This window comes from Nitratireductor thuwali (assembly GCF_036621415.1).
Taxonomy (GTDB): Bacteria; Pseudomonadota; Alphaproteobacteria; order Rhizobiales; family Rhizobiaceae; genus Chelativorans; species Chelativorans thuwali.
On sequence record NZ_CP030943.1, the window covers coordinates 93,350 to 118,393 of the forward strand.

A 25,044-nucleotide genomic window follows, 5' to 3' on the forward strand; every position below is an offset into this window, starting at 1 on the left:
CTTGGCCCGCCTCGTGATAGTTCGTCGATATTCCGTCAGCGTGAATGCACTTTCCGATGGCCGGATTGTCCCCGTTTGTCATTGTTCTCTCCTTGTCGTCACGACAGCTACAGATCGAGCCGAAGCTTGGGTGTCTTGGCGCGAGAGCAACATACCATCATGGTCTTGCCCTCCTTCCGTTCCTCTTCGGTCAACAGAGAATCCCGGTGGTCCGGAACGCCTTCGAGAACGGCCGTCTCGCAGGTCCCGCACTGGCCGTTGCGGCACGAGTAGAGGATGGCGACGCCGGCCTCTTCCAGGACAGTCATGATCGACTTGTCCGGCGGAACGACGAGGGTGGTGCCGGTCCTCGCAAGTTCGATCTCGAAGCTCTCGTCGTTTGCGCCGGATTCGGCAACTGGATCAAACGACTCGAGGCGAACCCTGTCCGCCGGCAGCGATGCCGTGGCCTTGCGAAACGCGTCCAACATGGGCGCTGGACCGCAACAGTAAAAATCGCTCTCACGTTCGGACCGAATGACGTCTTCCAGATCGGGCGGACCGCCTTCCTCGGAGTCAACATGGATGTCGACATGTGGTCCGAACTGCTCGAGCAGATCTCCGAAGGCGAGTTGGCGCCGATCGCGAATGCAGCAGTACAGCCGCCAGGGCGAATTGGACCGGGCGAGCACCCGAGCCATCGCGAGGAGGGGGGTCACGCCGATCCCGCCGGCGATGAGGCAGACAGGCCGGCCTCTGTCGATCAGTGGAAAATTGTTTCGCGGCCCGCCAATTCGCAACTCGTCGCCCTCGCTCAATTCGTCGAAGATATAGGCAGACCCTCCCCGGCCGCGGGACTCCCGCAGAACAGCGATTGTATAGCGGTCCGGCTCGCCGGGATTGATAATCGAATACTGGCGGACTAGACCGTTCGGCAGCACCAGATCGATGTGAGCGCCGGCCTCGGCTGCCGGCCAGCCATCATCATCGAGGGGCGCAAGCTCGAGCGACCGGATATCGGTTGCCAGTTCTTCCACTACCACCACGCGCGCATTGCGCAACGTTCCCATATTGGCGCTTCTGGTCCGTTCCTGCGTCATGACGATCGCGCTGCGTTCCGAGTGCCATAGTGCTCGCATGCCTTCCCGCGCGCCGCTTTGGTCAGCTTGTCGATGCAGTCCAGGAAGGTATTCCTTTCGACATTCGTCAGCACAGACAGCCAGTCCTCGTTCCAGGCACGGATGTTCTCGTAGAGGTTCTGAAACAGTGCGTGCCCGTTTTCCGTAAGCGACAGTTCCGCGGAGCGGCCATCTGTCTTATGCGGTTCCCTGCACACCAGGCCGCGTTCGACGAGACTTGAGACAGTTCTGCTGGCCAGCCCTTTTTCAAGGAACATCTCACGGTTGATCCGCTCGAGCTTCGAGGGCCCGAGCACGCCCAGCACCATCAGTATCCGCCCTTCGGTCAAACGCAGTCCGGCAAGCTGGCTGAAATTGGTCTCGGCCAGTCTCGTCGCGAGATGCGACAGAACGAAGATCCGGACTGTGGGAACTGCGTGAAGCATTTCCGTTGAACGGGCGGGTGTCTCACCGGGCCGGTTGGCTTCGCTTTGGGCTGATCGCTCTGTTCGAATAATCGTTGAATCTCCCAGCTGAGTTCTCACTGTCATATTATGCACGTTTGTTGCTATTAGCAACTATTTTTTGAGATCCCGCCCTCTCACCTCGCGGCGACTGACACGGAAAGCCTGTTAGCTTCGAATGGATGTCAGGCCAGATCCCCGCAATCCCGGGTATGCTCGTGATCCGGCCTGATGAGCGTAGTGGGCGCGTTACAGCTTGGAATAAACTTCCCTGCGCAAGGCCTCCTCGAAGGCCTCGCGGCTCCGGCCCTCGCTGGAGAGGATGCCCTGCCACTTCTCGTAGTTCTTGCCGAACGTCTCGAGCAGTTCATCCAGGTTCGTCACGCCGACTTTCGCGGCCCGTTCCTGCAAGATCTCCTTGCCACCGGGGATGTTGGTTATGGCAGCGCGCAGCTCGTCGTCGGGTTGCAGGATCTCGACACCGTTCTCGGTTGCCCATCTGCGCTCGGCCAGGTCGGCGTTGATCTGTCCGAACATCATCCCGGCTACCATTTCCGGCGCGGCGTCCATGATCAGCTTGCGGTTCTCCTCGCCAAGCCTGTCCCACGTATCCTTGTTGACCACGAAAAGCCCGAAGCCACGTGAAATACCGATGCTTATATCGGCGACATGCGAAACGCTTCCCCGCATGCCATAGGCCTTGTGCCAGGCCATCGGTGCGGTAGTGCAGTCAATCTGGTTGCGCTCCAAAGCTTCGGCCTGTTCCGATGATGTCAGACTGATCGCATTGGCGCCCAACACCCGCATATAGGATGCCATGATACCCGCCGCACGGACGCGCAGCCCCGAAAGGTCTTCCACCGATGCGACCGGGCGGTTGCATTGCAGAATATACTCGGTCGAGGCATAGCTCGTGAGCGGATAGGCATTGGATGCGGCATATTCCTCAAGGCATTGCTTACAGTCCAGCAACAGCGTTTCGTTCAGCGCGCCGGCAACCGCAAGCGGATCGTCGCCCAGATTCAGCATGTCACCCAAGATGTGGACAGTCGGGATTTCCGAACCGAAATATTGCGGAATGATGAGGCCCGCATCAGCAGCGCCATCGGCAATTCCCTTGAGGGTCTCACGGGCGCTGAGCAGTTGCCCGGACGGAAAAATGCGGCCCTTGAGCTCGCCGTTCGATCTCTCCTCCAACGTGTCGAAGAACGGCTTCATCGAATCCTGCACCCCTGTATGCTGAGCGCTCACCAGGGTGGAATAGCGGATCGTCTCCGCGCTGACGGCCGAAGCCCCGGCGGTGAGAGATCCGGCTACGACCAGACCGGCAGTCATCGCCTTCATGAATTTGGCATGCATTGTTGTTCCTCCTTGCTGTGTTATAGTTCTGCGGGTCTCTCCTGGCCCGACTGCCCCGGTCATGAGAGGCGTTCGGGGATGATTAGCGAAATCTCTGGTATCCCGATCAGCAGGATCATGATGATCAGCTCGCAGGCCAGAAAGATGCCGATACCCTTGAAGATATCGGTAAGGCTGATCTCGTCTCCGACAACGCTCTTGACGACGAAGGCATTCAGTCCGATCGGGGGAGTCAGCAATCCGATCTCGACGAATTTTACGATGATGACGCCGATATAGATGAGGTTGTATCCAAGCTCGTCGAATATCGGGATGACGACCGGAATCGACAGAAGCATGACACCGATCGGATCGAGGAACATTCCTAGGATGACGAACATGACCGATACGGCCATGAACAGGAAAACAGGATGAAAACTCGCATCCTGGATCGCCTCGACCAGAAAGGGGTTCAGCCCCGAGACCGCTAGGAACCGCGTGAAGATCACCGCCCCGATGGCGATCATGAAGATCTGCGCAGTGCTATTAAGCGTGTTGACCGTTGCCTCGACAAGGCCTTTCAGCGTAAAGCCGCGCATCGCAAGCCCATAGACCAGAGACAACAACGCACCCATGGCGGCAGCTTCGGTCGGGGTGATGAAGCCGAAATACATCCCACCCAGCAGCAGCACGAACAGGATCGGCAGGGGCCAGACGCCCTTCAGGCTGTTCAGCCGCTCGCTGAGGCTGGGGAGGATGTCTATCCGCGGCGCCGAAACCGGCCTAACATTGGCAACGATAAGGATCGCCAGCATGTAGACGATCATGGTCAGGAGCCCCGGCAACAAGCCTGCCAGCAGCATATCGCTGATGGATACTTCCGCAAGCAGACCGTAGAGGATCATCAGCACGCTCGGCGGAATGAGCGAGCCCAGCGTTCCGGCACTGGCCACACATCCGGCCGCAAGCCTCTTGCTGTATCCGGCGGCCAGCATTTCGGGAATGGCCATCCGGCCCATGGCCGCCGCGGTGGCCATGCTCGAGCCCGACACCGTCGCAAAGGCGGCGGACGAGACGTTGACCGCCATTGCCAAACCTCCCGGCAGACCGCTCAGCCAAAGCCTCGCGGCCCGGAAAATCTTGGCAATCAGATTCGATTTTTCCAAAAGAGCGCCCATGAACAGAAAAAGAGGGATCGCCGAAAGGCTCCAGCTCGCGGCGAAGCCATACACCGACGTCTGCACCAGCCCGGTGGTGGCCGGCCAGCCGAGCAGAAGGTAGAGACCCACCATCCCGCTCACGCCAAGAGCGATGCTGATCGGAACCCGCAGGGCGATCAGCACTATCGTCCCGACGAAACCCAGGATGCCAACGATCGGATCATCCACCTGCCCGCGCTCCCTTCCCAGCCGAGGGCTCCTTCGTCGTCCGGACAAGGAGGATGACCTGACAGATCGCCATCAGGCCCAGTGCCAGCGGCAGCGCCCAGACCGGCGGCCAGATCGGCAGATATGTCGTGGCGGTTTCCATCACCTTGCCGACCTGCATCTGCTCAAGGGCGTCCTCGAAGGTAAGATAGGCAAGTATCGAGAGATACACGGCGGACAGGACGAACACGACACTCCGCAGCAGGTGCCTGGCCAGCCCCTTCACCACCTGGTCGACAAGCTCAACGCACATGTATCCATGAACCTCTCCGACATAGGGCAGTGGCAGAAAGGTAAGGAAGATCATGTACCAGGTCGAAACGATGGCAAGCGTATGCAGCGTCGTGGATGGCGAGACGAGGCGCACAACCGCCTCAACGCAGATGTGGAGCATCATCACGACAAGAACCGCACCGGCAAGGCCCAAGAGAATCCGGTGGACCAGTCGCAAGGGTGCGGGCATATCTGCCGATCTATGTTTCGGCGCCATTGAGTTCCTCCCAGGCTGTGATCAGGCGGAAAGTCTAGTGCGTCATCGGCGGCGCCGACTTCAGGGTCGGCTCCCTCGTGGGCGTGTCCTTGAAAACCGTCCCAAGTTCATAAAAAGACGGCGGGGCAACGGCCCCCCACAGGGTCTGACGTTGCGGATCCATTAGATCCCATTTGATCGGTTCAAGATCCGGATCGACAGTGAGGTAATCCGAGCAATAGAACTCGATGCGATGCCCGTCCGGATCGCGTACATAAAGGAAGAACGCGTTCGACAGCCCGTGCCGCCCCGGTCCGCGCTCGATGTTACCCACGCATCCCGTTGTCGCCAACTTATCGAGCAGGTCGATGATTGCCAACGGCGTCGGCACCCAGAATGCGACATGGTGGAGCCGTGGGCCGAGGCCATTGGTAAGGGCGATGTCGTGGACCCCCCCTTGCGGTGCATCCAGGCCGCCCAGACATTCTTCGTCGCCTCGTCCTCGGTGTACTCGGTGACACGGAAGCCGAGCTCGCCGAAGAACGAGATCGAGGTGGCGACATCCGAAGAGAAGCAGTTGACGTGATCGATTCTCAGGGGTCTGACGCCCTTGTACAGATCATACTTCTGGTGGATCGGCGGAAGCCTGTCCATCCTGGCATGAAATTCAAGCGGGATCCCCAAGGGGCACGTTGTGTGCAGGGTCCGCCCCTGGAAGGGGCGCTCGATCCACGACACGTCACGGCCCTGCTTGCTGAAATGAACTTCCGCGCGATCCAAGTCTTCCTCGTCATAGACCCTGAAACCCAGCGCATCGGCCGAAGGCGCATCGCCCTTGCGCAGGATAAGGCAGTGATGCGTGCGTTCTTCCAGCCCGCGGAAATAGATCGTGTCGTCGTCCTCGTCGGTAATCTGCAGGCCGATCGTCTCGGCATAAAAGGCGCGCGATCGCGAAAGATCGGTCACGGTCAGGTCGGCGTGACTCAGGCGCACGATATTGAATGGCGGATACAGATTTGCAGAGGGTAAGGGCATTCAGCCTCCAAGGCATAGAGATGTCTATTTCGAACTTGATCGCGTCACACGCCCAGTCACAAAACGCCAATGCAAGACAATTAATACGTTAACTATCTCAGCTTGCTGCCCCTGTCAACCTGAAGTCACGCGTCCCGCATGTCGCTTGGCACTTGTATGGGGCGATGATTGTCAAGCTTGATCTGCGGCGATTTCCCATCTCCGTGTTCGGCCACTGGCGACCATCTCCTCGTCCCGACCTGACTTTGAATTGGCCGCCGCGCACAGGGACGGTCAAGAGTGGCCACAGGCCATTGCGAAGCGACCTGGTCTTGACGGTCACGAGAACTGCGGCAGGCTCCGATGGTCAGACGAGCTTTCCAGCAGCTTGGGATAGACGACGAAAATTCCGAGGGGAGCTCGCGATCAGTTGGGCGTGGAAGTCGCGCGGCGGACTTGTATTCGGTCGATCCCAGTGGATGGGAACCATGAAGCAATCATGCGCATCGACGGCGAGCTCCGGGGCGGCGGGCCCATTCTTAATTGCGGGGCCAAGCCCCATGTGCCAAGCCGGGACGCCACCGCCTCGGATCGTCATCGGCAAACCCTAAGGAGGGCTGCCAAGCTGATGTCCCAGTCGTCGTCCTCTTTGCTGCTGGCCGTCATGATGTTCGGACGCGAGACGACTCCATGCGGCATCTCACCGGTGGTGACGAGACGCCACAGCGCGATGAGCAGCTTGCGCGCCAACGCCAAGATCATCGTCTTGCGCGTGGTGCCGCGGCCGTCGCTCGTGCGCGCCTGGAACCATCGGGCGAGACCGCTGTCCTTCTGAAACCGGAGAAGCCGCCAGGCCAACTGGATCATGCCGCGCCGCACGCGGACATTGCCGGCGTACCAGCCCCTTCTCGCGGCGGCGTTTGCCGCTCTCGTCCGGCGCGCCCGTCAGGCCGCCATAGCGCGCCACGGCGCGGCGATCGCGCAGCTGGCGCGACAGCATCTCGTTGACCAGCATGTCCGCGATCTCGACGCTGATGCCGATGACCCTTGCTAGCAAGCGAACCATCGCGTGCGGGCGGTCCGCCGCAGCCGGCGCAGGCGTTGCTGCTCGATCGCGCGGATCTGCTCGCGCACGAGGCATAGCCGCTCAAGCTAGCGGCGCAGCTCCGCGCGCGTGTTGTCCGGCCACGGCGTCCCTTCCGCCATGCGGTGGCCTCGAGCCTGTCTGCGGCCTTGCGCAGGGTCGGCTTGAAGGCGCGAATGCCGAAGCAGGCGAGGATCGCCTTGATCCGGTTGACGATCCGTGTCTTCTCCGTGACCAGGCTCTCCCGCTCGCGGTTCGGCCGCCAAAAAGCTCGGTATCGAGGCGATCGGTCTTGGCGCGCCGGTGCTCGCGCGAGACCGCAACACAGGCGGGATGCATGACATAGGCCTCGACACCACGCGTCCTGAGCCAGCGCGGCAGCCAGAAGCCATCGCGGCCGGCCTCATAGGCGACGACGATGCGCTTGATCGAGCGTCCGGCCCGGTTGGCTTCGTCGCGCCAGCACTGCAACAGCTTCAGCAGCGTTTCCGCGTCGGCCCCGAGCTTCTTTAGAGGCTGGCGATGGATGCCGGGTACAAGCGCAGCCAACAGCCACTTCGCGTGGCTCATCTCGATGACGACGACGATCATGTTATCCTGCTCGAGAGTGGCGAGCGACCTGCTCGCGTCAAAAGATTGCGACATGGGGACCTCCTTCACCGGTCGTTTCCAACAGCGCCAAAGGTGCCACGCCCTCGCCGCTCGCCCCATAGAAGCTATGCGACAGGCTCCTCCTGGTGCGGGTAACATGAGGTGATCCTTAAACCCCGAACCGTGAGGGAGGTGCGGCGCGGCAATCAAGGTGAGAGTGCGGCGTCAATCAGGATGAGAACGCCGCTGGGCGGGAACGCAGGGAGGGCGTAGCCCGACCGGAGTTTCCGTTCAGTGGCGGCGGGCTGTTCAAGGGCCTTTCACTGGTGTTCGCGGCCGGTCGGGTATGCGGTGGTTTGTTCCATTCGGAGGAATCGCCTCGTGCCTGACCGCCACGTAACCGATCACCGGATGAGGCTCTACATGAAGCTCCGACAGACCCATTCGACGGCCGTCGCTGCGGCGAATGCGTCGATTAGCATGGCGACCGCCTACCGCATCGAGATCGATCCGCGGCTGCCCTCGCAAAAGCAGACATCGCGCTGCCGCCGGCGGCCCGACCCGCTTGCCGGCATTTTCGACCATGAAGTCGTGCCGCTTCTGAAGGCGGCTCCCGGCATTCGACCCGTGACCATCTTCGAGGAGATGATGCGCCGCAAGGCCTGGCGGATGACGACGCGGCCGTCTTCAGCACCGGTGTGAACCTGAAAGATCGACTTGGCCAAATCTAGGCCGATCCATCACTTTGTGTGGTTCATCCGCTGTTACCGACGCTAGAGCGGTCCATGACGAAAGCCTATCCGGCATTGGCGGAAGCAGGGGAGCGGGACACAGCGCTGGCGGCTTCCCTGTATCTCTTCGCCTACTACTATAGGTGGAGCGGCCCCCTTCGGGCCAAGGCTCTCGACGAGACTTTTCCTTCAGGTAAGCAGTGCGCCCATATGTCCGGCCTTTCGGTGCGACGCATTTGGCCGCTGGCCTCGATGAAGTCCGCGTCGTGAGCAGCCAAACAAGCGGTACGCACGCAATGGTGCGTTGGTGTTATCGGCTCGTCTCGCGTCGGGCTCTCGTCCCCTCTGTCAGGCTGCCGGCACCATTCCTGTCGCCCACTCGGGCCTTCTGTATTCTCCGCCCTTGGTCAGGAGCGCGTAGACGATCCGCGCCATCTTGTTGGCCAGCGTCACCGCCACGACCTTGTTCAGCATTTTTCTGACTCTGCAGCAAATTTCGGATGATGATCACGAGGTCGCACTAAAAGCCCTCGTTCATCAGGTGGTTTAGGAACCGGCGGGACCATCAGCGCGGAACATCGTCTCCACGCACATGAGCTGAGAGTCTAAAAGGGCGATCGCGAAATGCTACTAGCGCGAAAAATGAAGAACACCTTAGAGCCGCTCGATATTTTTAATCCGGGGGTGATTCTCGACCGGCCGGCGGAGGCAGATTCCGTCCGGTCTCCTCCGGGAGATTATTAAATTTCTCCAGCAAATCAAGGAGCAACTCGAACCGCTCTTCGCCGAACCGGGCGCGGACATCGCCATAGATGCGTCGGCTTTCCGGCGCAACTTCAGCGATCAGTCGAACGCCTTTGTCTGTCATGGAAAGCATCGTTCTGCGCCCGTCATTGACGTCCCGGCGCCTGGCGATGAGTCCGCGCTCTTCGAGATGGCGTAGAATCCTGGTGAGGCTGGGTGCCATGATGCAGCTGCGTTGCGCCACATCGGTCGCATCCACCTCCTGCTCTTCATTGATGGCGCGCAAAACGCGCCACTGTTGCTCGGTGATGTTATGGCCGGCGAGCAGCGGCCTCATGCGGGACATCAACTTCTCGCGGCTTCGCAGTAACGCGATCGTTAGCGAGCGCCGGGTGAGGCGCGGCATCATTTCTGCACGTGAATTCAGGTCTTTAGCGTTTATCAAAGTCATTCTGTCGCCCAATGGTGCGTCACCCCTCTATATGCCTGCCACAAAACCGCTTGTGTTGCGAGACGCGCTCATATATTTAACATGTTAATGTAATCCGTGCTTACTAGCAAGGCCAATGCCGCGAGACCCGCGTCGTCATCCAGGGACTTTGCGAGAGAATCCGCGAATCAGCTCTGAAGACCGGCGTCTTCGAGCCCGGTGGCATCCGCGTAGGGGCTCATCCGGCGAGGCATTTCGCGATCGCCGACGCACAAAAAAACGCCTTCCTGCACCTGCAACTCCGCGTCGGCGCCGGGCGCTCGGTGGAGATGCTCAAGGGGCGGGCGAGGTGATCTTTGCAACGCTTCGTGACTGCTTGGAGCCGGAACTGGCGGAGCCGTACTTCGGCCTCTCCTTCGAAATCGTGGAGATTCATCCTGAACTCAGTTGGAAGGCGAACAGCATCCACCCGCGCATACGCGGCCATGTGGAGGGAGATCATTGGTGACCACACTCGACGAAAACCTCGAAAAGGCGAAGGCATATCTCGCGCGCTTCCATAGGGAAGGGGTGAAGAACCGCATTGGCGGCGAGTGGCTTGCTGCTGATGACGGCACTTCGTTCGAGACAATTTCTCCGATCGACCTAAGGCCGCTCGCCAATGTCGCGCACGGCAAGACATCGGACGTCGACAAGGCGGCCAAAACGGCGAAGGCAGCCTTTGCGGAGTGGAAGGAAATGCCGGGCGCGGAGCGCCGCAAGCTGCTCCACAGAATCGCCGATGCAATCGCCGCGCGCGCGGAAGAGATCGCCTTCGTGGAATGTATGGACACGGGGCAGGCGCTTAAGTTCATGTCGAAGGCGGCACTGCGTGGGGCTGAGAACTTTCGCTTCTTCGCGGACAAGGCGCCGGAAGCACGCGACGGGCGCTCGCTGTACGGTCCGCGTCAGGTCAATGTGACGAGCCGAGTCCCCATCGGGCCCGTCGGCGTCATCACACCGTGGAACACTCCTTTCATGCTGTCGACCTGGAAGATCGCACCGGCACTCGCGGCTGGCTGCACGATCGTCCACAAGCCAGCCGAATTCTCGCCTTTGACGGCAAGCCTGCTCATCGAAGTCGCCGAGGAAGCGGGCCTCCCGAAGGGAGTCTGGAATCTGGTCAACGGCTTCGGCGAGGATGCTGGTAAGGCGTTGACGGAACACCCCGACATCAAAGCGATCGGCTTTGTCGGAGAAAGCCGCACCGGTTCGATGATCATGAAGCAAGGCGCCGACACACTGAAGCGCGTCCATTTTGAACTCGGGGGCAAGAATCCGGTCGTCGTGTTCGCCGACGCCGATCTCGAAAGGGCTGCAGATGCGGCCGTCTTCATGATCTATTCTCTCAATGGCGAGCGCTGCACCTCGTCGTCGCGTCTTCTAGTCGAAGCCTCAATCTATGACTCTTTCACAAATAAATTGGCCGAACGCGCAACGCGCATCAAAATAGGCCATCCGCTCGATCCCGAGACGATCATTGGACCTTTGATCCATCCTAGCCATGAAAAGAAGGTGCTGTCCTATTTCGACCTAGCGAAGGAGGAGGGGGCGACGATCGCGGTCGGCGGCAGGAAAGCCGATCGCGAAGGCTGCTATGTCGAGCCCACGCTCTTCACCAATGCGAAGAACACGATGCGGATCGCCCAGGAGGAAATCTTCGGGCCGGTGCTCACGGCGGTTCCCTTCTCCGACGAGAAGGAGGCGCTGGCTTTAGCTAATGACGTCAGCTACGGCCTGGCCGGCTATCTGTGGACTTCGGACGTCACCCGCGCCTTTCGATTCTCTGAGGCCCTGGAGGCGGGCATGATCTGGGTGAACTCGGAAAACGTGCGCCACCTACCAACTCCTTTCGGCGGCGTGAAGAGCTCCGGCATCGGGCGCGACGGCGGGGACTGGTCGTTCGACTTTTACATGGAAACCAAGAATGTGGCCTTCGCGACCGAGGCGCACAAGGTCACCAGGCTCGGCTGAAGGCGGAGGGACGTACAGTGATGCCGTTACCATCACCCAATCTCTACCCAGACTTCAACATCGTTCGCCTCTCCCACGTGGAATCCGTAGTCACGGATCTCACTCGCTCCAAAGCGTTCTATGCGGAGGCGCTCGGTCTGCAGGTCACATATGAGGATGGCAACAGAATCTGCTTGCGCGCGCTTGAGGAGCGCAATCACCACTGCGTCATCCTGAAGAAGGGCGAGGAGCCGGTCGCGCGGGACCTCGGCTTCAAGGTCTATTCGGATTCCGACATCGACAAAGCCGAGACCTTCTTCAAGGCAAAGGGGCTGCCTGTCGCCTGGGTGGAGCGTCCGCATCAAGGCCAGACGCTGAAGACGCAGGATCCGTTCGGCGTGCCACTCGAATTCTACCACCAGATGGAGACGCTGCGGCCGATCCACCAGCAATACAGGCTCTACAAAGGCGTTCGGCCGCTCCGCATCGACCATTTCAACTGCTTCTCGACGGATGTCGACAGCTCGGTCGCCTTTTACAACGAACTCGGCTTCCGCGTGACGGAATACACCGAGGACGAGGAGACGAACAAACTATGGGCGGCATGGGTGTACCGCAAAGGCGGCGTTCACGACATGGCCTTCACGAATGGCCGCGGCCCCAGGCTCCACCACGTCACATTCTGGGTGCCGACGCCGCTCGCTATCATCGACCTGCTCGACCTGATGTCGATATCCGGTTACCTAGCTAACATCGAGCGTGGCCCCGGACGCCACGGCATCTCGAACGCGTTCTTTCTCTATATCCGCGACCCCGACGGTCATCGCATCGAGATTTATTGCTCGGACTACCTGACAGTCGATTCGGATCTCGAGCCGATCAAATGGGACCTCAAGGACCCGCAGCGGCAGACGCTATGGGGCGCGCCCGCGCCCAAGAGTTGGTTCGAGGAAGGCACGCTGTTCGAAGGCGCGGCGGTCGAAGAGCCGAAGTTGAAAGCTCAGCCGATCGTCGCGCCATGAACAACCTTCCCCGTCTCGCCTCCTTCCACGCCGAAGGAATGTCCCGCTACGGCCTTGCGCGCGACAACGGCGTTATCGACCTGTCGATCCGCTGTCCCGAATGGCCGTCGCTGCGCGAGGTCATAGCGGCCGGGGCGCTGTCGAAGATTGCCTCTGAGGCCGCCGGTTTGCCGATCGATTTTAGCCTCGACGAAATCACCTATGAGATCCCGATTCCGGCACCCGAAAAGGTGATCTGTGTCGGTGTCAACTTCCCCGACCGAAACGCCGAATACAAGGACGGGCAGGAAGCACCGGCGAACCCGTCGCTGTTCGCTCGGTTCCCGCGCTCCTTCGTCGGCCATGATGCGCCGATCATACGTCCCCCGGAATCGCCGCAGCTCGACTACGAGGGCGAGATCGTCATCGTCATCGGCAAGGCCGGACGCCGCATTCCGCAGGCCGATGCGCTGTCGCATATCGCGGCGCTGTCGCTTTGCAACGAGGGCACCATCCGCGATTGGGTGCGGCATGCAAAGTTCAACGTCACGCAGGGCAAGAATTTCGACGCTACCGGCTCGATCGGGCCCTGGCTGGTTCCATTCGAGGACGAGGCGCAGCTTGCCGACATCCGCCTGACCACGCGAGTCAACGGCGAAACGCGGCAGGAAGACCGCACAAGCCGCATGATCTTCTCCTTCGCGCGGATCATCAATTACATCTCCACTTTCACCACGTTGGCGCCCGGCGACGTGGTCGAAGTCGAAGCGGAAGGCATCGGTACGCTGCGTAATACGGTCGCTGACGAGAAAATGCGCCATGACACGTGAGGAAATTGATCAGGCGGCGGCAGCGCTCGATGAAGCCGAACACACGCGACGGCAGATCGGCCTGCTGTCGATCGCCCATCCAGGCATGACGATGGACGACGCCTATGCCGTGCAGGCGGCGTGGGTGGAAAAGAAGAAGCGAAACGGACGCCGCGTCATCGGCCGCAAGATCGGGCTCACCTCCAAGGCGATGCAGCAGGCGCTCAACATTGACATTCCCGATTCCGGCATCCTGTTCGACGACATGCTGTTCGAGAACGGCAGAACCGTGCCGGAAGGCCGCTTCATCCAGCCTCGCATCGAGGCGGAGATCGCCTTCGTGATGAGCGGCGACCTGAAAGGACCGGACGTCACGGTCGCCGACGTGCTGACGGCGACGGATCACGTGGCTCCGTCTCTCGAAATCCTCGACACCCGTATTCTGCGCGTCGATCCTGAAACGAAGAAGACGCGCAACGTCTGCGACACCATCGCTGACAACGCGGCCAATGCCGGCGTAGTGCTCGGCAGACACAAGCTGCTGCCCACCGAAATCGACATGCGCTGGATGGGCGCAATCGTGTTCCGCAACGGCGAAGTCGAGGAAACTGGCCTCGGCGCCGGCGTGCTCAACAATCCCGCGGGCGGCATCGCCTGGCTCGCCAATCGGCTGGCGCAGTATGACGACTGGGTCAGGGCCGGCGAGATCGTGCTGTCCGGCTCCTTCGTGCGGCCCGTCGGGGCGCGGCCGGGCGACAAGATCATCGCCGATTTCGGCCCTTACGGCCTGGTCGACTGCCGCTTCGAATAGGAAAACGAGATGCCCGCACCACACAACCGCTTCAAGCGAGCTCTGTTGAGCAGACAGCGCCAGCTTGGCCTCTGGGTCGCACTGGGCAATCCGATTTCCGCCGAACTTTGCGCGGGAGCCGGGTTCGACTGGCTGCTGCTCGACGGCGAGCATGGACCGAACGACCTTCGCAGTATTCTCCATCAGTTACAGGCAATGAGCGCCTATCTCAGCAGTCCTGTGGTGCGTATTCCGGTGGCCGATGCTACCCACATCAAACAGATGCTCGATATCGGAGCGCAGACACTTCTCGTCCCACACGCCCGACCAGGCGACGTCGATGTCGGGGGCGATGCGCTATCCCCCTCGCGGCACGCGCGGGATCGGCGCGGCGCTCGCCAGGGCGTCGGGCTTCAATTCGATCCCCGACTACCTTCAAACGGCCGACGCGGAAGTCTGTCTGCTCGCCCAGGCGGAGACGAGGCGATCAATCGACAAGCTCGAAGCGATCGCCGCGACCGAAGGCGTCGACGGAGTATTCATCGGACCTTCCGACCTTTCAGCTGACATGGGGTTCACCGGACGGGCCGAGGCAGCCGAGGTCATAGAGGTGGTCGAGGACGCGATCGGACGCCGCGTCGCGCTGGGCATGCCCACCGGGATTCTTGCCGCCAATCCGACCATTGCCCAGTGCTATCTCGAAAAGGGCGCTACCTTCGTTGCGATTGGGACGGACGTAGGGGCCCTTAGATCGGGCCTCGCCAACATCCGCAACGCCGTTGAGAGCTGACGGTATGGGCCACGGGCCTCACCAATCCACACGGCGTGGAGGCTGACACCCTCCGCTACTTTGAAGGAACGCCTATTTGCGAATGTCCAGAAACGGAACTGTTCACCGCTGGGGAGTGGCGCCGAACGCGAAACGGCGGTTCTCCCCCTGCCTCTGGTGGATCGCCGCGACATCAACTCGGTGCCTTTGTCGGAGAAGATCATCAAAGGCCGCCCATGCGGCCTCGACGAAGGTATCGAGTTGCCGCGCCGTCGACCGGCGGCCAAGCGCCGTGCTATTCATCACCATTCATGCCGACATCCGCTTCTGCGTCGCCGGAGAGGGCCGGCATGATGTCGCCCGCCAGAAGCCTCTCCTTGCTGAGGAGGCCTGCATCCTCGAGCGCCTCAATGTCGGGAAGATCGCGGAGCGTGTCGAAGCCGAAGTGCAACAGGAACTCTTTGGTCGTCACATAGGTGTAGGGCGCGCCAGGCTGGGGCGCGCGCGGGCCGGAGGCGATGAAGCCGAAGCCGCGGAGATTGCCGATCAGGTCGCGGCTAATTTCGCGGCCGAAGAAGGCGGATAGCTCAGCCCGGGTGATTGGCTGGAAGTACGCCACACACATCAGCACCAGCACCTCGGACTGTGTGAGGTCGGCCGCACGCTCGCTGGCGCCGATGGCCGTGCGGATGGCATCGGCATAGGCCGGCCGGGTCAGGTGCTTCCAGCCACCGGCGACCGCGACCAGGTCGTAGGGCCGGCCGGCGAGTTCCGCGCGGATGTCGTCGATGAGAAGATCGATGCTGCAGCTCTTGCCGACAATCCGCGCCAGCGTCTCGCGGCTGACGGGTTCGCTGGCGGCAAAAATGGTTGCTTCGACCCGATGCATCCATTCGCGCCAGCGTGCTTCCAGCGGCAGGTGACCCAGCTCCCGATCAAACAGACGGTCGCCCGATCGCTGGTCATCTGATCGGCCTCGCCTCTTGCGCGCTGCTTCAGCCATTTCCTAAAGCCCGTAGATGCGGAAGGTGGGGCGGCCCGACAGTTCACGCAACGCGCCGAGTTCGACCAGCCGGTCAAACAGCCGGCGCAGCCCGCGGTCACTCATGCCGGCGATCTTTTCCGATGCGACAATCGCATCGTCGGACAGCAGCTTGTCAACGACAGCGTCCGCCGCCTTGGCCCGAAGTTTTGGGGCGACGCCGAGCAGCCGGTCGGCGCGACGCTCAAGGTCAACAAACAGATCGACCGCGCGCAGCGCCGCGCGCGCCTGCGCAGCAAGCAAACCCTTCGCGCGCTCGGCTTCCGTCTCGACGCCTGTTGCCGCAATGACACTCGCAACACGGCGCGGGCGACCGGGGGGCATGGCCAAGGCTACCTCGGCGCCCAGCAACGGCACCGCATGTGCCCATCCCAGCCGTTGCGCCAGCAGGGCGTCGGCGAGCCAGGCTCCAAGGGCGCGCCCAAAACCATGTCGCTCGGCAGCGATGAACGCGCCGGTCAGCATGCCGACCGTTCCGGCGCCGGCACGGAGTCGCCGGAGATCCTCCACCCGGTCGCTGACCACCTCATCATCCGGGGCGTGGTCGAACTCTTCCAACACCGCCGCGAGGTTTTTCTCCATCAGCAGATCCTTCGTGGACCGCGTGGCCAGCCGGCGCCAAGCGAGAAGCAAACGACCGGCCGGCCCAACATCGTCGCCAGGCCTTGTCAGCAGGACGGCGTCACGAAGGGCCGCCTCATCCTCGGCACGCCCCATCTGCCTAGTCGTCGCCGCGGCGGCGGAAAGCGCTTGGCGCTGCCGCCAGGCACCGGCCCACCGCTCCTGGCGACGCACCAGCGCATCGAGGGCGCCGACGACGGCACCAGCGGCAAGCGCGATGTCCTCGATGTCCTTGCCGGCAAGACTTTGCGTATCGGCAACGGTGCGGCGCAGCCAGTCCGGCACCGGTGTCAGCGAGACGGCCGCGGTGGCGCGGAGGGCGGCACCCTGGCCGCTCAAAGAATCTCGGGAAGGAAGAATCATCCGCAGCACAATGAATCATCGCGGCGTTTTGGGCAATGTTTTTCGCAAGGAAGCGCCGCGCCTGTCGTGAGCTCTTAATGAACGATAATATTGCATTATCGTTCGTTAATTGACAGCGGGCGAAATGCTGGGTAGAAACCGCGAGAATGGTAGATACTCGAGCCTCTCGTGTCCCTCAACATCAAGAATCCGGCCAGCCGTCGCGCTGGCCAGCGAACTCGCACGCCGCCAGGGCATCCGCAAGACGGCGGCCATTCATCAGACGATGAGCGAGCACCTGCATCGAATGGGCTTCGGCGACACGGCCCAGGAGCGCTTGCGCGCGGACTTGCGCGCCATCCGGGAAAGGGTAGCGCGACTGCCGGAACTGGATCGTCGCAGCGACGAGGAGATTGTTGGCTACGACGAACACGGCATTCCCAGCTGATGGTGCCAAACCGATGGTGATAGACACCTCCGCCATCGTCGCGATCCTGCGCAACGGGCCCGAGGCAGCGCGGCTTGAAAGTGTGCTTGTCGCCGATCCCGTCTGTCTGGTCCCCGCGACCTGCGTGCTCGAGGCGCGCGTGGTGCTGGTCAGCCGGCGCGGTGAGCACGCATTGGCCGAGATCGATTTGTGGCTCAGCAAGATCGAGGCCGATGTCGTTCCTGTCGATTCCGACCTGGTGGATCTGGCGACACAGGCCTGGCTGATCTACGGCAAGGGCCGCCATCCGGCGGCCCTGAATTTTGCCGATTGCTTGTCCTACGCCTTGGCGAAGCGCGCGGACGAGCCGCTGCTGTTCATCGTCAAGGATTTTGTCCAAACAGACATCGAGGCGGCATGAGATGGCTGACGGCGGTCAGGGATCATCGGCTGCTGGCGAAGACGACGATCTTCCCGACATCGTCATGGAGATGGGCCGCGCTCCGGACGAGCCCGACAAGGCCCCCTCCCCTCCCCTGCCGGCCACGGCTAACGAGATCGAACGGCTCCCCGGCCACCTGGAAGGTCTCGCCGACAAAGCACGCGATTATGTCGAAGCGGCGAGCTCGGCCAACACGCGCCGCGCCTACGCCTCCGACTGGCGGCATTTTGCCTCCTGGTGCCGGCGCCAGGGTTTTTCGACGTTGCCGCCCGATCCGCAGGTGGTCGGCCTCTACATCACCGCGCTCGCATCCAGCAATGCCGCAGGCACGGCAACGGGAGAGAAGAAGTCGGTGTCGACGATCGAGCGCCGGCTTTCGGCGCTGTCCTGGAATTTTGCCCAGCGCGGCCAATCGCTCGACCGCAAGGACCGCCATATCGCCACCGTCATGGCCGGCATCCGCAACAGGCACGCCTCTCCTCCCCGGCAGAAGGAAGCGATCCTGCCCGAGGACCTGATCGCAATGCTGGAAACTTTGGATCGGGGCAGCCTGCGCGGCCTTCGCGATCGCGCCATGCTGCTGATCGGTTTTGCCGGCGGCCTGCGCCGCTCCGAAATCGTTGGACTGGATTGCGGCCGCGACCATACGGAAGACGGCCGCGGCTGGATCGAAATCCTGGACAGGGGCATGCTGGTGACGTTGCGCGGCAAGACCGGCTGGCGCGAGGTCGAGATCGGCCGCGGCTCGTCCGACACGACCTGCCCGGTCGTCGCGATCGAGACCTGGCTCAGGATCGGCCGCATCGCCCATGGGCCGCTGTTCCGGCGCGTCACCGGCCAGGGCAAGATGCCGGGCAGCGAACGCCTCAACGATCAGGAAGTCGCCCGGCTCGTCAAGCGCGCCGCCCTTGCCGCCGGCGTGCGCGGCGATCTTTCGGAAGGCGAACGCGGACAAAAATTTGCCGGCCATTCGCTGCGCGCCGGCCTCGCCTCCTCGGCCGAAATCGACGAGCGCTACGTGCAAAAGCAGCTCGGCCACGCCTCGGCGGAAATGACCCGCAAATACCAGCGCCGCCGCGACCGGTTCCGGGTCAATCTCACCAAGGCGTCCGGGCTGTAGGTGATAAAGACCCCTTCCCTACCCCGCTTCGAGTTAGGAAGTTTGCTCCCGTCGCCGTCGTATGGTTTCTCTTCTCCTTTTCCAGTCGTCCCAATCGACCGGTTCCGAGCTGACGACGCTGAGATCGGCCGGAGCGAAGCGTTCGGTAAAAAGAATGAGATTCTCGCACGGCCAGCGCGCGCTCGGCGCCAAAATGCCATCGAACCCGAGGAAAGCGGCTGCATCCCCGATTTCTTGCGTACGCTCATATGACAGAGATGCGTATGTCTCCGGTGTGACGCCAAGCGTCTTGAGCTGGGCTAGGTTGGCTATTCGCAGGGTTCGCTGGGTGCGAACCGAGATTTGGTGAAGAACCGATCGAATCTTGGACGGGAAGACAGGTTGACGGCTCAGATGAAAATGGATCTCCTCGAGCGAGCCTTCGCGTTCCAGCGAGGTGTAGAGCACGTCGAATGAGCCTGGATCCCAACGCGCTCCAGCCGGGTAGCCTAACAGCGGCTCGCGCTCCTCCCGGACAATACGCCAGACATCTCCTTCGAACGACACCCCCTGATGGGTGTCGAGAAGATCGAGCAGTTCTAGATCTCGTGCCCTCCGCGCCACTCACCTGCCTCAGACGTAAGCCCCAGCATCAAGGCTTTCGATGACGGCCAGAACCTCCTGCGTCCGGTCGGCATTGATGAGATCGATCGCCCGCTCGTTGTTGAGAAGCGGATGGCGCGAATGAAGCCAAAGCCGTGTTTCATCGGCGGTGTAAAAGTCGGATAGCCGGTCCACGACGTATCGCAGATCGGCGATGACCGTCTGCGTTCGCAGGTTCGGAGAGCCGTTGCCATGCGACCACCGTGACACGGTCGCGGTGGACACATCGACAATGTTGGCGATGTCCTTGCCCTGCAGGCCTCCCCGAGACCGAAGATCGTCCAAAATTCGTGCTACAGCTGTGCTCATTTGTCTTTATCTGCGCTGCGAAGCCACGTTTGCCCGACTTCCGCGCCGCCGCGTTGGGGCGGATGCCCTTGGCTGGCCGGCAATCGTGCCACTCAGAGCATCCAGAACCGCATGCATCTTCTCCAGCCGGTCGCTGCTGCGTTGCAGCACCTCCGACAAGCCTTCGTCCGATACCTTGAGCTTCGCTGCCGACCGCGCAACCCGTTCCGCCGCAGCCAGCTCCTTTTCAAGAAAATGCTGCGGACGTCGCGCGTCAGGTACCGCCGACAGTTCTCGGATCTGGCGAGCGCGCTGGCGCAGATAGTGCGCCTTCGGATCCTTCAACGTGTCGCTCAGTCCATTCGGACAGCATGACCGATCGTGGCAGCTCAGTAGGGGTATGGCTCCCTGCGCAGCCATCAGCGCGTCGACCTGCTTCACGCTGAGAAGGCGATCCAGGCCGCCGATCAGAACCCGCTTCTCGCGTCCTCCGCCGCCAGTCTGAGGCGGCTTCGCCCAGTCGCTTGCATCGAAGCGCTCCTTCTCGGCAACACCATGACAAATTCCGCCAGCGCCACCGAAAGCGGCAATGGCGACGCCGACAAGACCACCGACTCCATCGGCCACGATAGGAACTTCCAGCCTGTGAAAGTCCATCATCGCGGCGATGTATCGCCGTAATCCCATCGGCGTGGCGTCAGCGCCGAAGCCCGAGACCCGGAACCACAGATTATCGAACGGCGCGTTCTTCAGCGCGGCAATGAACGCCCGTCTTTGAGCGGGATCGCGGAGGGATGCATTCTTGATCATTAACGGGTAGTCGATGCCGATGTGCTTGCCGCCTTCAACATCGAGCGCCCGTCGCAATCCAGCTGTGGCCTCGCAGTCGAGAGCAAACAGCGGATCAGTCGAGCTCTCAAGCACATGCACGGGCGCCTGCACGGCATGAAAGCCCTGCTTCACTGCAAAGCGGGCAATTTGCCCAATGACGTCTCGGTTGGCGTTCGGTCGCAGATCGTCCGGCGTCAGAACACTCTCTGGATTTGCCCAAGGAGCTGACCTAGCCGCTCCACCAAATCGGCCGATTGAAGAAAGCTCGGCGACATTGGTGTCGAGGATCAACTCTCCACCAGCTTCGGTGAGGGCTGTCAGCAGATCATGCTGGCGCAGTGCAGCTGAGGCTTCCACTACGACGCGATCGACCGTCATTTTTCCCGAGCCCAACAGGGTCTCGAGCTGTCGGTGACCGCTGGTTCCGACGCGCAAAAAGTGGCCGACCGGTTTCGGCTGACCATGCAGGTAGACGACGTTTTCACTCATCTTGGTGCTCCTGACCGTTCAATTACGTTTTGATTTCATCATTGTCAATCTATGAAATCGATTTGTAATTGGCCGGCGGTTGGAGAGGTGATTGCTTCGTTCGTGCAGCCAAGCCGAACGGCGACTACGTTCACAACCGATCGGTTATCCGTATCTTCTATGTTTGTAAATTCGCTTCAACACTGCTCTCAGGCTCTCCAAATGGCCAAAACACCGCCCAATCGCTCCTCTCGTCGACCACAGGGCCGGCTTATCGGCTATGCGCGCGTCTCCACGGACGAGCAGGCGACGGAAGCGCAGGAGATGGAACTGCGGTCGGCCGGATGCGACACAATCATCCAGGAGTATGGTTCCGGCGCCTCGCGAACCCGCCCTGCCCTCGCCCGGCTTGTGCGCGAGATCGGCGCCGGCGACACCCTCGTTGTGGTTCGCCTCGACCGCCTGGCGCGCTCGGTGAGCCACCTGCTCAATGTCATCGAGGAGCTGACGTCTAAAGGCGCCTATTTCCGCTCGCTGAGCGATCCCATCGATACCACGACGCCGCAGGGCATGTTTTCGCTGCAGGTCCTTGGCGCCGTCGCCCAGCTGGAACGGGCTCTCAACTCGGAGCGGACGAGGGCCGGCGTCAAAGCTGCCAAGGCAAAAGGCCGGCTACCAGGCAATCCCGGGGTCAGGGAACGTCGGCCGGAGATGCTGGCCAAGATGACGGCTGCTCAGAAGGCGGCCTACGGCGCGCGCATCCAGTCCACTGCCAATCAATGGCTTCCGATCATCCGGCGACTGCGACCGGACCACACCTGGGACGACATCTCGCGCGTCCTCAAGCAACGCGGCTTCGATTGGACCCCGGAGCGCTTGCGGCGTGCGGTAAAATGGATGGTTAACGAAGGCATGGCCGACAAGTCGCTCCTGAGGAAGTCACCGCCTCGACCGCCCGAGGATCGCCTGATGACGCTTGTGGCGGGCATCCATTCCTCCAATCCGGAGCTCACCTTGCGAGAAATCGCAAACCAGCTCGAGCGCCTTCATGAGCGCACGCCGCAGGGTGGTACGAGATGGGCGCCCTCCTCCGTCAAGAATCTTCTCGACCGGGCAAAGCGCAGCGGCCTGCTCGAGGCAGCCTGAGCACGGAAGCCGGAATGACGTTGGGGCGCGAACGCGGTACAGATCGCGGGTGCCGACCGTCGCCAGCATACGCCAACAAACCCGGAGAGCGCTGCAATGGAAACGATGACCGTCAACAGCCGGGACGACTTCGCGCAATGGGCGATCGCGCGGTCCCGATCGATCCTGGAGGACCAAGGTTCGGAGCTCGCTACAGCGGTCCGGAACGAAGACGAACGACGGATCGGTGAAACCGCAAACGCTCTTGGCCAAGCGATAGTCGACGCACTGCTCGAGGCATTCGACGGGCTTGTTGACGGCGACTGAGCACAAAGTTTCTGCCAAAAGGTGGCCGGGGGAAACAAGGCAGTTCGGCTCATCGAGGTACCCTCACCTTCTCGGGCGTTCCAGCGACCGCAGCAGCGCGTCCGAGACTTCCAAACGCCCGCGTGCCTTGTTCCCGTCGCTTTGCGGTTCCGTAGGCTTTTCAGCTGAAGACCGGCTGGCGTCCAGCTTGGCGCGCAAAAGCGCCATGACCATCGGCCAGGTGGAGAATTTGCCCTCCCTCGCCTTGTCCGTCAGGCTGCGCAGGTAACCGCCAGCGCTGTTGATCTGGTCGGAGCGCTGCAGGATCGCCGCGAGCGTAATCGCGGCCTGAACCTCGCCCATGGCCTCGCAGGCTTCTCGCCAGGCGCTCGGGCTGACCCCAAGCAGTGGTCGGGCCACCTCTGCGGCCGCCAGAAAGTCCCGCCAGTGGCGTATCTCACCCCCTTGCACCAAATCCTTCACGTCCGGGCAGGCATCAAGCACGATTCCCAAAGGCAACTCCCGCTTCGGCAAGCTCTGCAGGTTGTCGTTTTCCGCGGCGTTGTCGCCCGCTTCATCTTCTTTTCGGGAGCCTTCTTCAGATTCAAATATGGAGTCTGGGTTTGAATTTTGTATGTGGCGACCAGAATGGGACTCATTGGCGTCCGGATTCTGTGTTTTTGCAAATGATTCCAACACCTCGAGGATCTCCGTGTAGAGACTGTGGAGATCGCAGCAGATGTCCTCGATGAGTTGCCTCGGGGCAGATCGCGGCAGGCGGCCGACAATAGCCTGGTAGGTCTGCTGTACCCTGCCCCAATTGCCCGGAACGTTCTCCTCGATGCCGGTCTCGATGAGCTTGACGACGTCGCGGCGCAGTAGCGTCAGGCGTTCCTTGGCAAGCCGAAAGGCATTCTTTTCGGCCCGAACCGCGTCCGCCAGTTCCTCGAACTCCTCCGCTCGGGCAACGATCGGGGCCAGATCGAACCCGTATGCCTGGTCGACCTGCCCGCCCCTGCCCTTGCGGGCGAAGCGTTTGCCGTTCGGACTATCGCGACGAATGATCAGCCCGCAGTCGACCAGGACGGCGAGGTGCCGCCGCAGCGTTGTCGCCGGCATGCCGTTTGCACGGGCCATGAGTTGCTCGTTCGACGGCCAGACAATCAGTTCACCGTCGCCCGAGAGCTCCGATTCTGGATGGAACGAGAGCAGGGCATTGAGAATGGCGAGTGCGCGGTCCGTGGCACCGATGAGATCGCGCGCTTCCCGGATCGTGTGGAACACCTTCCATTTCTGGACCTGCGCACCTTCCGGCGCGGTCTTGGCCACAGCCTGGCTTGCCATCATGCCAAGCGACATCGTTCGCCGCCCAAAGGGCGTCGTTGGGGTATGCGTCTGCATTTTTCTTCACCTATCGCTAGGCAAAAGAAACCTGCTCGCCGAATCGGCGCTCAAACCGACCTGAATGGTCTTGACTATGATTCGCGGAAGTGGGATTCTCTCAGTCGCCAAACTTAAAGAGAAGGTCTTCCGGAATGCCGTTTCGGGGCCTTTTTCTTTTGCGCTCAATCTCCGTGTGTGGTGGCTCGTTTTTCCCGACGGAAAGCCTCATACAACTCGTTGAGATTTTCCGAGAGGTAGTCACCGAACGCTGTTGCGTCGGTTCCCTTCGCCTTGAGGGCGATGGTGAATTTCTTGCCACTGGCCACCATCTCCGCGGCAACACGCCCATCAGACGGCGCCCAGGTGCGTTTGGATGGTGCCGGCGCGGCACGGCGCCGTGGCTTTGAGGCTTTCAGCTTCGCGACGATCGCATCGAACCGCGCTTCGCTTGGCATCCCTTGAAAATCGGAATTCGACGTCAGAGCCAGGGCAGCGTCGACATTGCCCGGCTTGTCGAGGAGGAGTTTGAGCTCGTACCAGCGATCACGACCGACGGCTTTGGCGCGGCCGATCGCTTCTAGCAGGTCCTTGGGTATCGACGCGACCGAGAGCATCTTCGAAAGTGTCGGCCGATCGACACCGATCGCGGCGAGGGCGGTCGCGTTGTCCTCGTCGAATTTCCGTTGAACGATGTCGGCGGCAAACAGCGCTTTCTCGATGAAGGACGTGTTCGCTCGTGCGTTGTTTTCCTGTCCCTGGGCGATCACATGGTCGCGCTCGGAGATCTCCTTGATGACAGCGCGAAGCTTGAGACCAAGCTCCTTAGCGGCGCGCCAGCGGAGGCGACCGAAGACCAGCATGTAGCGGCCGGACCGCTCGGGATGGGGGCGAAGGAGGGCCGGGGAGTTCTGACCGGAACTGCGGATCGACTCCAGCACCTGGGCGTAGTCGGCCTCGTAGTCTTCCTGATCAACGTTAAGCCGGTCGTTGGCGAAGGATTGGTCCACCAGGTCGGGGTCAACCTCGACTATCGTCTCGCCCTCGAGCAACTTGCCTGCCTGAGCCGCCATTTCGTCGATCGAGCTTATGAGCGAGCGTGACGCACCCTTGAAGGCGTAGTCTCGCGCGACCGGGCGCTCGGCGGGAGCGTTGCCGTTGTCCATAATGCTCGCAAAGGGATTTTTCCGCGCCATTTGACTAGCACCCCCTTATCTGACTTATGCGCTTGAAACCGCGTACTTTTTTGGCGGTTTTGAC

At 61.5% G+C, this 25,044-nt stretch carries 26 protein-coding genes and 6 pseudogenes; 13 read left to right on the top strand and 19 right to left on the bottom strand.

From position 1 onward, the window contains the following. Nucleotides 1-107: 107 nt before the first annotated feature. The 10 genes and pseudogenes from NTH_RS22455 to NTH_RS22495 form a co-directional block, all read right to left on the bottom strand. A complete protein-coding gene (locus NTH_RS22455) occupies nucleotides 108-1,079 on the bottom strand; it encodes a PDR/VanB family oxidoreductase (RefSeq protein WP_338532394.1) in 972 nt (323 codons plus the stop codon). Beyond that, nucleotides 1,076-1,543, bottom strand: a complete 468-nt coding sequence (locus NTH_RS22460) for a MarR family winged helix-turn-helix transcriptional regulator (protein ID WP_338532395.1) — start codon at nucleotides 1,541-1,543, stop codon at nucleotides 1,076-1,078. The genes NTH_RS22455 and NTH_RS22460 overlap by 4 nt, the downstream gene beginning before the upstream one ends. 267 nt (nucleotides 1,544-1,810) lie before the next feature. Then, nucleotides 1,811-2,983, bottom strand: a complete 1,173-nt coding sequence (locus tag NTH_RS22465) for a C4-dicarboxylate TRAP transporter substrate-binding protein (protein ID WP_338532396.1) — start codon at nucleotides 2,981-2,983, stop codon at nucleotides 1,811-1,813. Further along, nucleotides 2,980-4,287, bottom strand: coding sequence for a TRAP transporter large permease (locus tag NTH_RS22470; protein WP_338532397.1), 1,308 nt, complete (start codon nucleotides 4,285-4,287; stop codon nucleotides 2,980-2,982). Before NTH_RS22470 ends, NTH_RS22465 begins: the two co-directional genes overlap by 4 nt. Next, a complete protein-coding gene (locus tag NTH_RS22475; RefSeq protein ID WP_338532398.1) occupies nucleotides 4,280-4,816 on the bottom strand; it encodes a TRAP transporter small permease in 537 nt (178 codons plus the stop codon). The genes NTH_RS22470 and NTH_RS22475 overlap by 8 nt, the downstream gene beginning before the upstream one ends. Before the next feature lie 34 nt (nucleotides 4,817-4,850). After that, a pseudogene (locus NTH_RS23185) lies at nucleotides 4,851-5,449 on the bottom strand (VOC family protein). Between the two features lie 150 nt (nucleotides 5,450-5,599). After that, a pseudogene (locus NTH_RS23190) lies at nucleotides 5,600-5,830 on the bottom strand (VOC family protein); the annotation flags it as partial. A 573-nt stretch (nucleotides 5,831-6,403) separates the two neighbouring features. Beyond that, on the bottom strand, nucleotides 6,404-6,676 hold the full coding sequence (locus NTH_RS22485; protein ID WP_338532412.1) for a hypothetical protein: 273 nt from the start codon (nucleotides 6,674-6,676) through the stop codon (nucleotides 6,404-6,406). Nucleotides 6,677-6,749: 73 nt separating this feature from the next. Then, nucleotides 6,750-6,950 (bottom strand): annotated as a pseudogene (locus NTH_RS22490) (hypothetical protein); the annotation flags it as partial. 6 nt (nucleotides 6,951-6,956) lie between these two features. Continuing rightward, nucleotides 6,957-7,538 carry a hypothetical protein gene (locus NTH_RS22495; RefSeq protein WP_338532399.1) on the bottom strand — a complete coding sequence of 194 codons (582 nt, stop codon included), beginning with the start codon at nucleotides 7,536-7,538 and terminating at the stop codon, nucleotides 6,957-6,959. Between the two features lie 327 nt (nucleotides 7,539-7,865). Here NTH_RS22495 and NTH_RS22500 point away from each other — a divergent pair. Then, a pseudogene (locus NTH_RS22500) lies at nucleotides 7,866-8,141 on the top strand (IS21 family transposase); the annotation flags it as partial. A 128-nt stretch (nucleotides 8,142-8,269) separates the two neighbouring features. Continuing rightward, the gene (locus tag NTH_RS22505; protein WP_338532400.1) at nucleotides 8,270-8,485 is read left to right on the top strand and encodes a hypothetical protein; all 216 of its coding nucleotides are present in this window, start codon (nucleotides 8,270-8,272) and stop codon (nucleotides 8,483-8,485) included. Between the two features lie 78 nt (nucleotides 8,486-8,563). On the opposite strand, the gene NTH_RS22510 is transcribed toward NTH_RS22505, so the two are convergent. Together NTH_RS22510 and hpaR are read right to left on the bottom strand one after the other, a co-directional pair. Further along, complete coding sequence (locus NTH_RS22510) at nucleotides 8,564-8,689, bottom strand: hypothetical protein (RefSeq protein WP_422392465.1); 126 nt, start codon at nucleotides 8,687-8,689, stop codon at nucleotides 8,564-8,566. A gap of 199 nt (nucleotides 8,690-8,888) precedes the next feature. Next, nucleotides 8,889-9,410, bottom strand: coding sequence for a homoprotocatechuate degradation operon regulator HpaR (hpaR, locus tag NTH_RS22515; protein WP_338532401.1), 522 nt, complete (start codon nucleotides 9,408-9,410; stop codon nucleotides 8,889-8,891). A 137-nt stretch (nucleotides 9,411-9,547) separates the two neighbouring features. Here hpaR and NTH_RS22520 point away from each other — a divergent pair. The 6 genes and pseudogenes from NTH_RS22520 (at nucleotide 9,548) to NTH_RS22545 (ending at nucleotide 14,771) form a co-directional block, all read left to right on the top strand. After that, a pseudogene (locus NTH_RS22520) lies at nucleotides 9,548-9,897 on the top strand (5-carboxymethyl-2-hydroxymuconate isomerase). Further along, a complete protein-coding gene (gene hpaE / locus NTH_RS22525) occupies nucleotides 9,894-11,402 on the top strand; it encodes a 5-carboxymethyl-2-hydroxymuconate semialdehyde dehydrogenase (RefSeq protein WP_338532402.1) in 1,509 nt (502 codons plus the stop codon). Before NTH_RS22520 ends, hpaE begins: the two are co-directional and overlap by 4 nt. A gap of 20 nt (nucleotides 11,403-11,422) precedes the next feature. After that, a complete protein-coding gene (gene hpaD, locus NTH_RS22530; RefSeq protein ID WP_338532403.1) occupies nucleotides 11,423-12,403 on the top strand; it encodes a 3,4-dihydroxyphenylacetate 2,3-dioxygenase in 981 nt (326 codons plus the stop codon). Further along, a complete protein-coding gene (locus tag NTH_RS22535; protein ID WP_338532404.1) occupies nucleotides 12,400-13,212 on the top strand; it encodes a fumarylacetoacetate hydrolase family protein in 813 nt (270 codons plus the stop codon). The genes hpaD and NTH_RS22535 overlap by 4 nt, the downstream gene beginning before the upstream one ends. Next, nucleotides 13,202-14,002 (top strand): 2-oxo-hept-4-ene-1,7-dioate hydratase, encoded by an 801-nt coding sequence (gene hpaH / locus NTH_RS22540; RefSeq protein ID WP_338532240.1) that lies wholly within the window; start codon nucleotides 13,202-13,204, stop codon nucleotides 14,000-14,002. The genes NTH_RS22535 and hpaH overlap by 11 nt, the downstream gene beginning before the upstream one ends. A 9-nt stretch (nucleotides 14,003-14,011) precedes the next feature. Next, a pseudogene (locus tag NTH_RS22545) lies at nucleotides 14,012-14,771 on the top strand (aldolase/citrate lyase family protein). A 274-nt stretch (nucleotides 14,772-15,045) separates the two neighbouring features. On the opposite strand, the gene scpB reads toward NTH_RS22545, so the two are convergent. Both scpB and NTH_RS22555 read right to left on the bottom strand, forming a co-directional pair. Next, nucleotides 15,046-15,753 carry an SMC-Scp complex subunit ScpB gene (gene scpB, locus NTH_RS22550; RefSeq protein ID WP_338532241.1) on the bottom strand — a complete coding sequence of 236 codons (708 nt, stop codon included), beginning with the start codon at nucleotides 15,751-15,753 and terminating at the stop codon, nucleotides 15,046-15,048. Between the two features lie 3 nt (nucleotides 15,754-15,756). After that, nucleotides 15,757-16,776 carry a DUF1403 family protein gene (locus tag NTH_RS22555; RefSeq protein WP_422392461.1) on the bottom strand — a complete coding sequence of 340 codons (1,020 nt, stop codon included), beginning with the start codon at nucleotides 16,774-16,776 and terminating at the stop codon, nucleotides 15,757-15,759. A gap of 124 nt (nucleotides 16,777-16,900) precedes the next feature. On the opposite strand from NTH_RS22555, the gene NTH_RS22560 reads away from it, so the two are divergent. Genes NTH_RS22560 through NTH_RS22570 form a run of 3 tightly spaced genes read left to right on the top strand, consistent with a single transcriptional unit; the run spans nucleotide 16,901 to nucleotide 18,744 of the window. Further along, complete coding sequence (locus tag NTH_RS22560; RefSeq protein ID WP_338532243.1) at nucleotides 16,901-17,203, top strand: type II toxin-antitoxin system VapB family antitoxin; 303 nt, start codon at nucleotides 16,901-16,903, stop codon at nucleotides 17,201-17,203. 13 nt (nucleotides 17,204-17,216) lie between these two features. After that, a complete protein-coding gene (locus NTH_RS22565) occupies nucleotides 17,217-17,603 on the top strand; it encodes a type II toxin-antitoxin system VapC family toxin (RefSeq protein WP_338532244.1) in 387 nt (128 codons plus the stop codon). A gap of 1 nt (nucleotide 17,604) precedes the next feature. Then, a complete protein-coding gene (locus NTH_RS22570) occupies nucleotides 17,605-18,744 on the top strand; it encodes a site-specific integrase (RefSeq protein ID WP_338532245.1) in 1,140 nt (379 codons plus the stop codon). Between the two features lie 33 nt (nucleotides 18,745-18,777). Here the strand turns inward: NTH_RS22570 and NTH_RS22575 are convergent, their stop codons facing one another. Genes NTH_RS22575 through NTH_RS22585 form a run of 3 tightly spaced genes read right to left on the bottom strand, consistent with a single transcriptional unit; the run spans nucleotide 18,778 to nucleotide 20,994 of the window. After that, nucleotides 18,778-19,347: an RES family NAD+ phosphorylase gene (locus NTH_RS22575; RefSeq protein WP_338532246.1), complete on the bottom strand. Its 570-nt coding sequence runs from the start codon at nucleotides 19,345-19,347 to the stop codon at nucleotides 18,778-18,780. A 9-nt stretch (nucleotides 19,348-19,356) separates the two neighbouring features. Further along, the gene (locus NTH_RS22580) at nucleotides 19,357-19,695 is read right to left on the bottom strand and encodes a hypothetical protein (protein WP_338532247.1); all 339 of its coding nucleotides are present in this window, start codon (nucleotides 19,693-19,695) and stop codon (nucleotides 19,357-19,359) included. Nucleotides 19,696-19,701: 6 nt separating this feature from the next. After that, the gene (locus tag NTH_RS22585; RefSeq protein WP_338532248.1) at nucleotides 19,702-20,994 is read right to left on the bottom strand and encodes a hypothetical protein; all 1,293 of its coding nucleotides are present in this window, start codon (nucleotides 20,992-20,994) and stop codon (nucleotides 19,702-19,704) included. A 201-nt stretch (nucleotides 20,995-21,195) separates the two neighbouring features. On the opposite strand from NTH_RS22585, the gene NTH_RS22590 reads away from it, so the two are divergent. Both NTH_RS22590 and NTH_RS22595 read left to right on the top strand, forming a co-directional pair. Continuing rightward, nucleotides 21,196-22,119 (top strand): recombinase family protein, encoded by a 924-nt coding sequence (locus tag NTH_RS22590; protein ID WP_338532249.1) that lies wholly within the window; start codon nucleotides 21,196-21,198, stop codon nucleotides 22,117-22,119. A gap of 96 nt (nucleotides 22,120-22,215) precedes the next feature. Next, a complete protein-coding gene (locus tag NTH_RS22595) occupies nucleotides 22,216-22,425 on the top strand; it encodes a hypothetical protein (RefSeq protein ID WP_338532250.1) in 210 nt (69 codons plus the stop codon). Between the two features lie 63 nt (nucleotides 22,426-22,488). Here NTH_RS22595 and repC read toward each other — a convergent pair whose 3' ends face one another. Continuing rightward, nucleotides 22,489-23,805 (bottom strand): plasmid replication protein RepC, encoded by a 1,317-nt coding sequence (repC, locus tag NTH_RS22600; protein ID WP_338532251.1) that lies wholly within the window; start codon nucleotides 23,803-23,805, stop codon nucleotides 22,489-22,491. Nucleotides 23,806-23,969: 164 nt separating this feature from the next. Continuing rightward, nucleotides 23,970-24,980 (bottom strand): plasmid partitioning protein RepB, encoded by a 1,011-nt coding sequence (gene repB / locus NTH_RS22605; RefSeq protein ID WP_338532252.1) that lies wholly within the window; start codon nucleotides 24,978-24,980, stop codon nucleotides 23,970-23,972. Nucleotides 24,981-25,044 lie beyond the last annotated feature (64 nt).

Coding starts and splice junctions, on each gene's coding strand:
- NTH_RS22455 (WP_338532394.1), bottom strand. CDS start 1,079: ATGACGCAGGAACGGACCAGAAGCGCCAATATGGGAACGTTGCGCAAT.
- NTH_RS22460 (WP_338532395.1), bottom strand. CDS start 1,543: ATGCTTCACGCAGTTCCCACAGTCCGGATCTTCGTTCTGTCGCATCTC.
- NTH_RS22465 (WP_338532396.1), bottom strand. CDS start 2,983: ATGACCGGGGCAGTCGGGCCAGGAGAGACCCGCAGAACTATAACACAG.
- NTH_RS22475 (WP_338532398.1), bottom strand. CDS start 4,816: ATGGCGCCGAAACATAGATCGGCAGATATGCCCGCACCCTTGCGACTG.
- NTH_RS22485 (WP_338532412.1), bottom strand. CDS start 6,676: ATGATCCAGTTGGCCTGGCGGCTTCTCCGGTTTCAGAAGGACAGCGGT.
- NTH_RS22495 (WP_338532399.1), bottom strand. CDS start 7,538: ATGTCGCAATCTTTTGACGCGAGCAGGTCGCTCGCCACTCTCGAGCAG.
- NTH_RS22505 (WP_338532400.1), top strand. CDS start 8,270: ATGACGAAAGCCTATCCGGCATTGGCGGAAGCAGGGGAGCGGGACACA.
- NTH_RS22510 (WP_422392465.1), bottom strand. CDS start 8,689: ATGCTGAACAAGGTCGTGGCGGTGACGCTGGCCAACAAGATGGCGCGG.
- hpaR (WP_338532401.1), bottom strand. CDS start 9,410: ATGACTTTGATAAACGCTAAAGACCTGAATTCACGTGCAGAAATGATG.
- hpaD (WP_338532403.1), top strand. CDS start 11,423: ATGCCGTTACCATCACCCAATCTCTACCCAGACTTCAACATCGTTCGC.
- NTH_RS22535 (WP_338532404.1), top strand. CDS start 12,400: ATGAACAACCTTCCCCGTCTCGCCTCCTTCCACGCCGAAGGAATGTCC.
- hpaH (WP_338532240.1), top strand. CDS start 13,202: ATGACACGTGAGGAAATTGATCAGGCGGCGGCAGCGCTCGATGAAGCC.
- scpB (WP_338532241.1), bottom strand. CDS start 15,753: ATGGCTGAAGCAGCGCGCAAGAGGCGAGGCCGATCAGATGACCAGCGA.
- NTH_RS22555 (WP_422392461.1), bottom strand. CDS start 16,776: ATGATTCTTCCTTCCCGAGATTCTTTGAGCGGCCAGGGTGCCGCCCTC.
- NTH_RS22560 (WP_338532243.1), top strand. CDS start 16,901: ATGCTGGGTAGAAACCGCGAGAATGGTAGATACTCGAGCCTCTCGTGT.
- NTH_RS22565 (WP_338532244.1), top strand. CDS start 17,217: ATGGTGATAGACACCTCCGCCATCGTCGCGATCCTGCGCAACGGGCCC.
- NTH_RS22570 (WP_338532245.1), top strand. CDS start 17,605: ATGGCTGACGGCGGTCAGGGATCATCGGCTGCTGGCGAAGACGACGAT.
- NTH_RS22580 (WP_338532247.1), bottom strand. CDS start 19,695: ATGAGCACAGCTGTAGCACGAATTTTGGACGATCTTCGGTCTCGGGGA.
- NTH_RS22585 (WP_338532248.1), bottom strand. CDS start 20,994: ATGAGTGAAAACGTCGTCTACCTGCATGGTCAGCCGAAACCGGTCGGC.
- NTH_RS22590 (WP_338532249.1), top strand. CDS start 21,196: ATGGCCAAAACACCGCCCAATCGCTCCTCTCGTCGACCACAGGGCCGG.
- NTH_RS22595 (WP_338532250.1), top strand. CDS start 22,216: ATGGAAACGATGACCGTCAACAGCCGGGACGACTTCGCGCAATGGGCG.
- repC (WP_338532251.1), bottom strand. CDS start 23,805: ATGCAGACGCATACCCCAACGACGCCCTTTGGGCGGCGAACGATGTCG.
- repB (WP_338532252.1), bottom strand. CDS start 24,980: ATGGCGCGGAAAAATCCCTTTGCGAGCATTATGGACAACGGCAACGCT.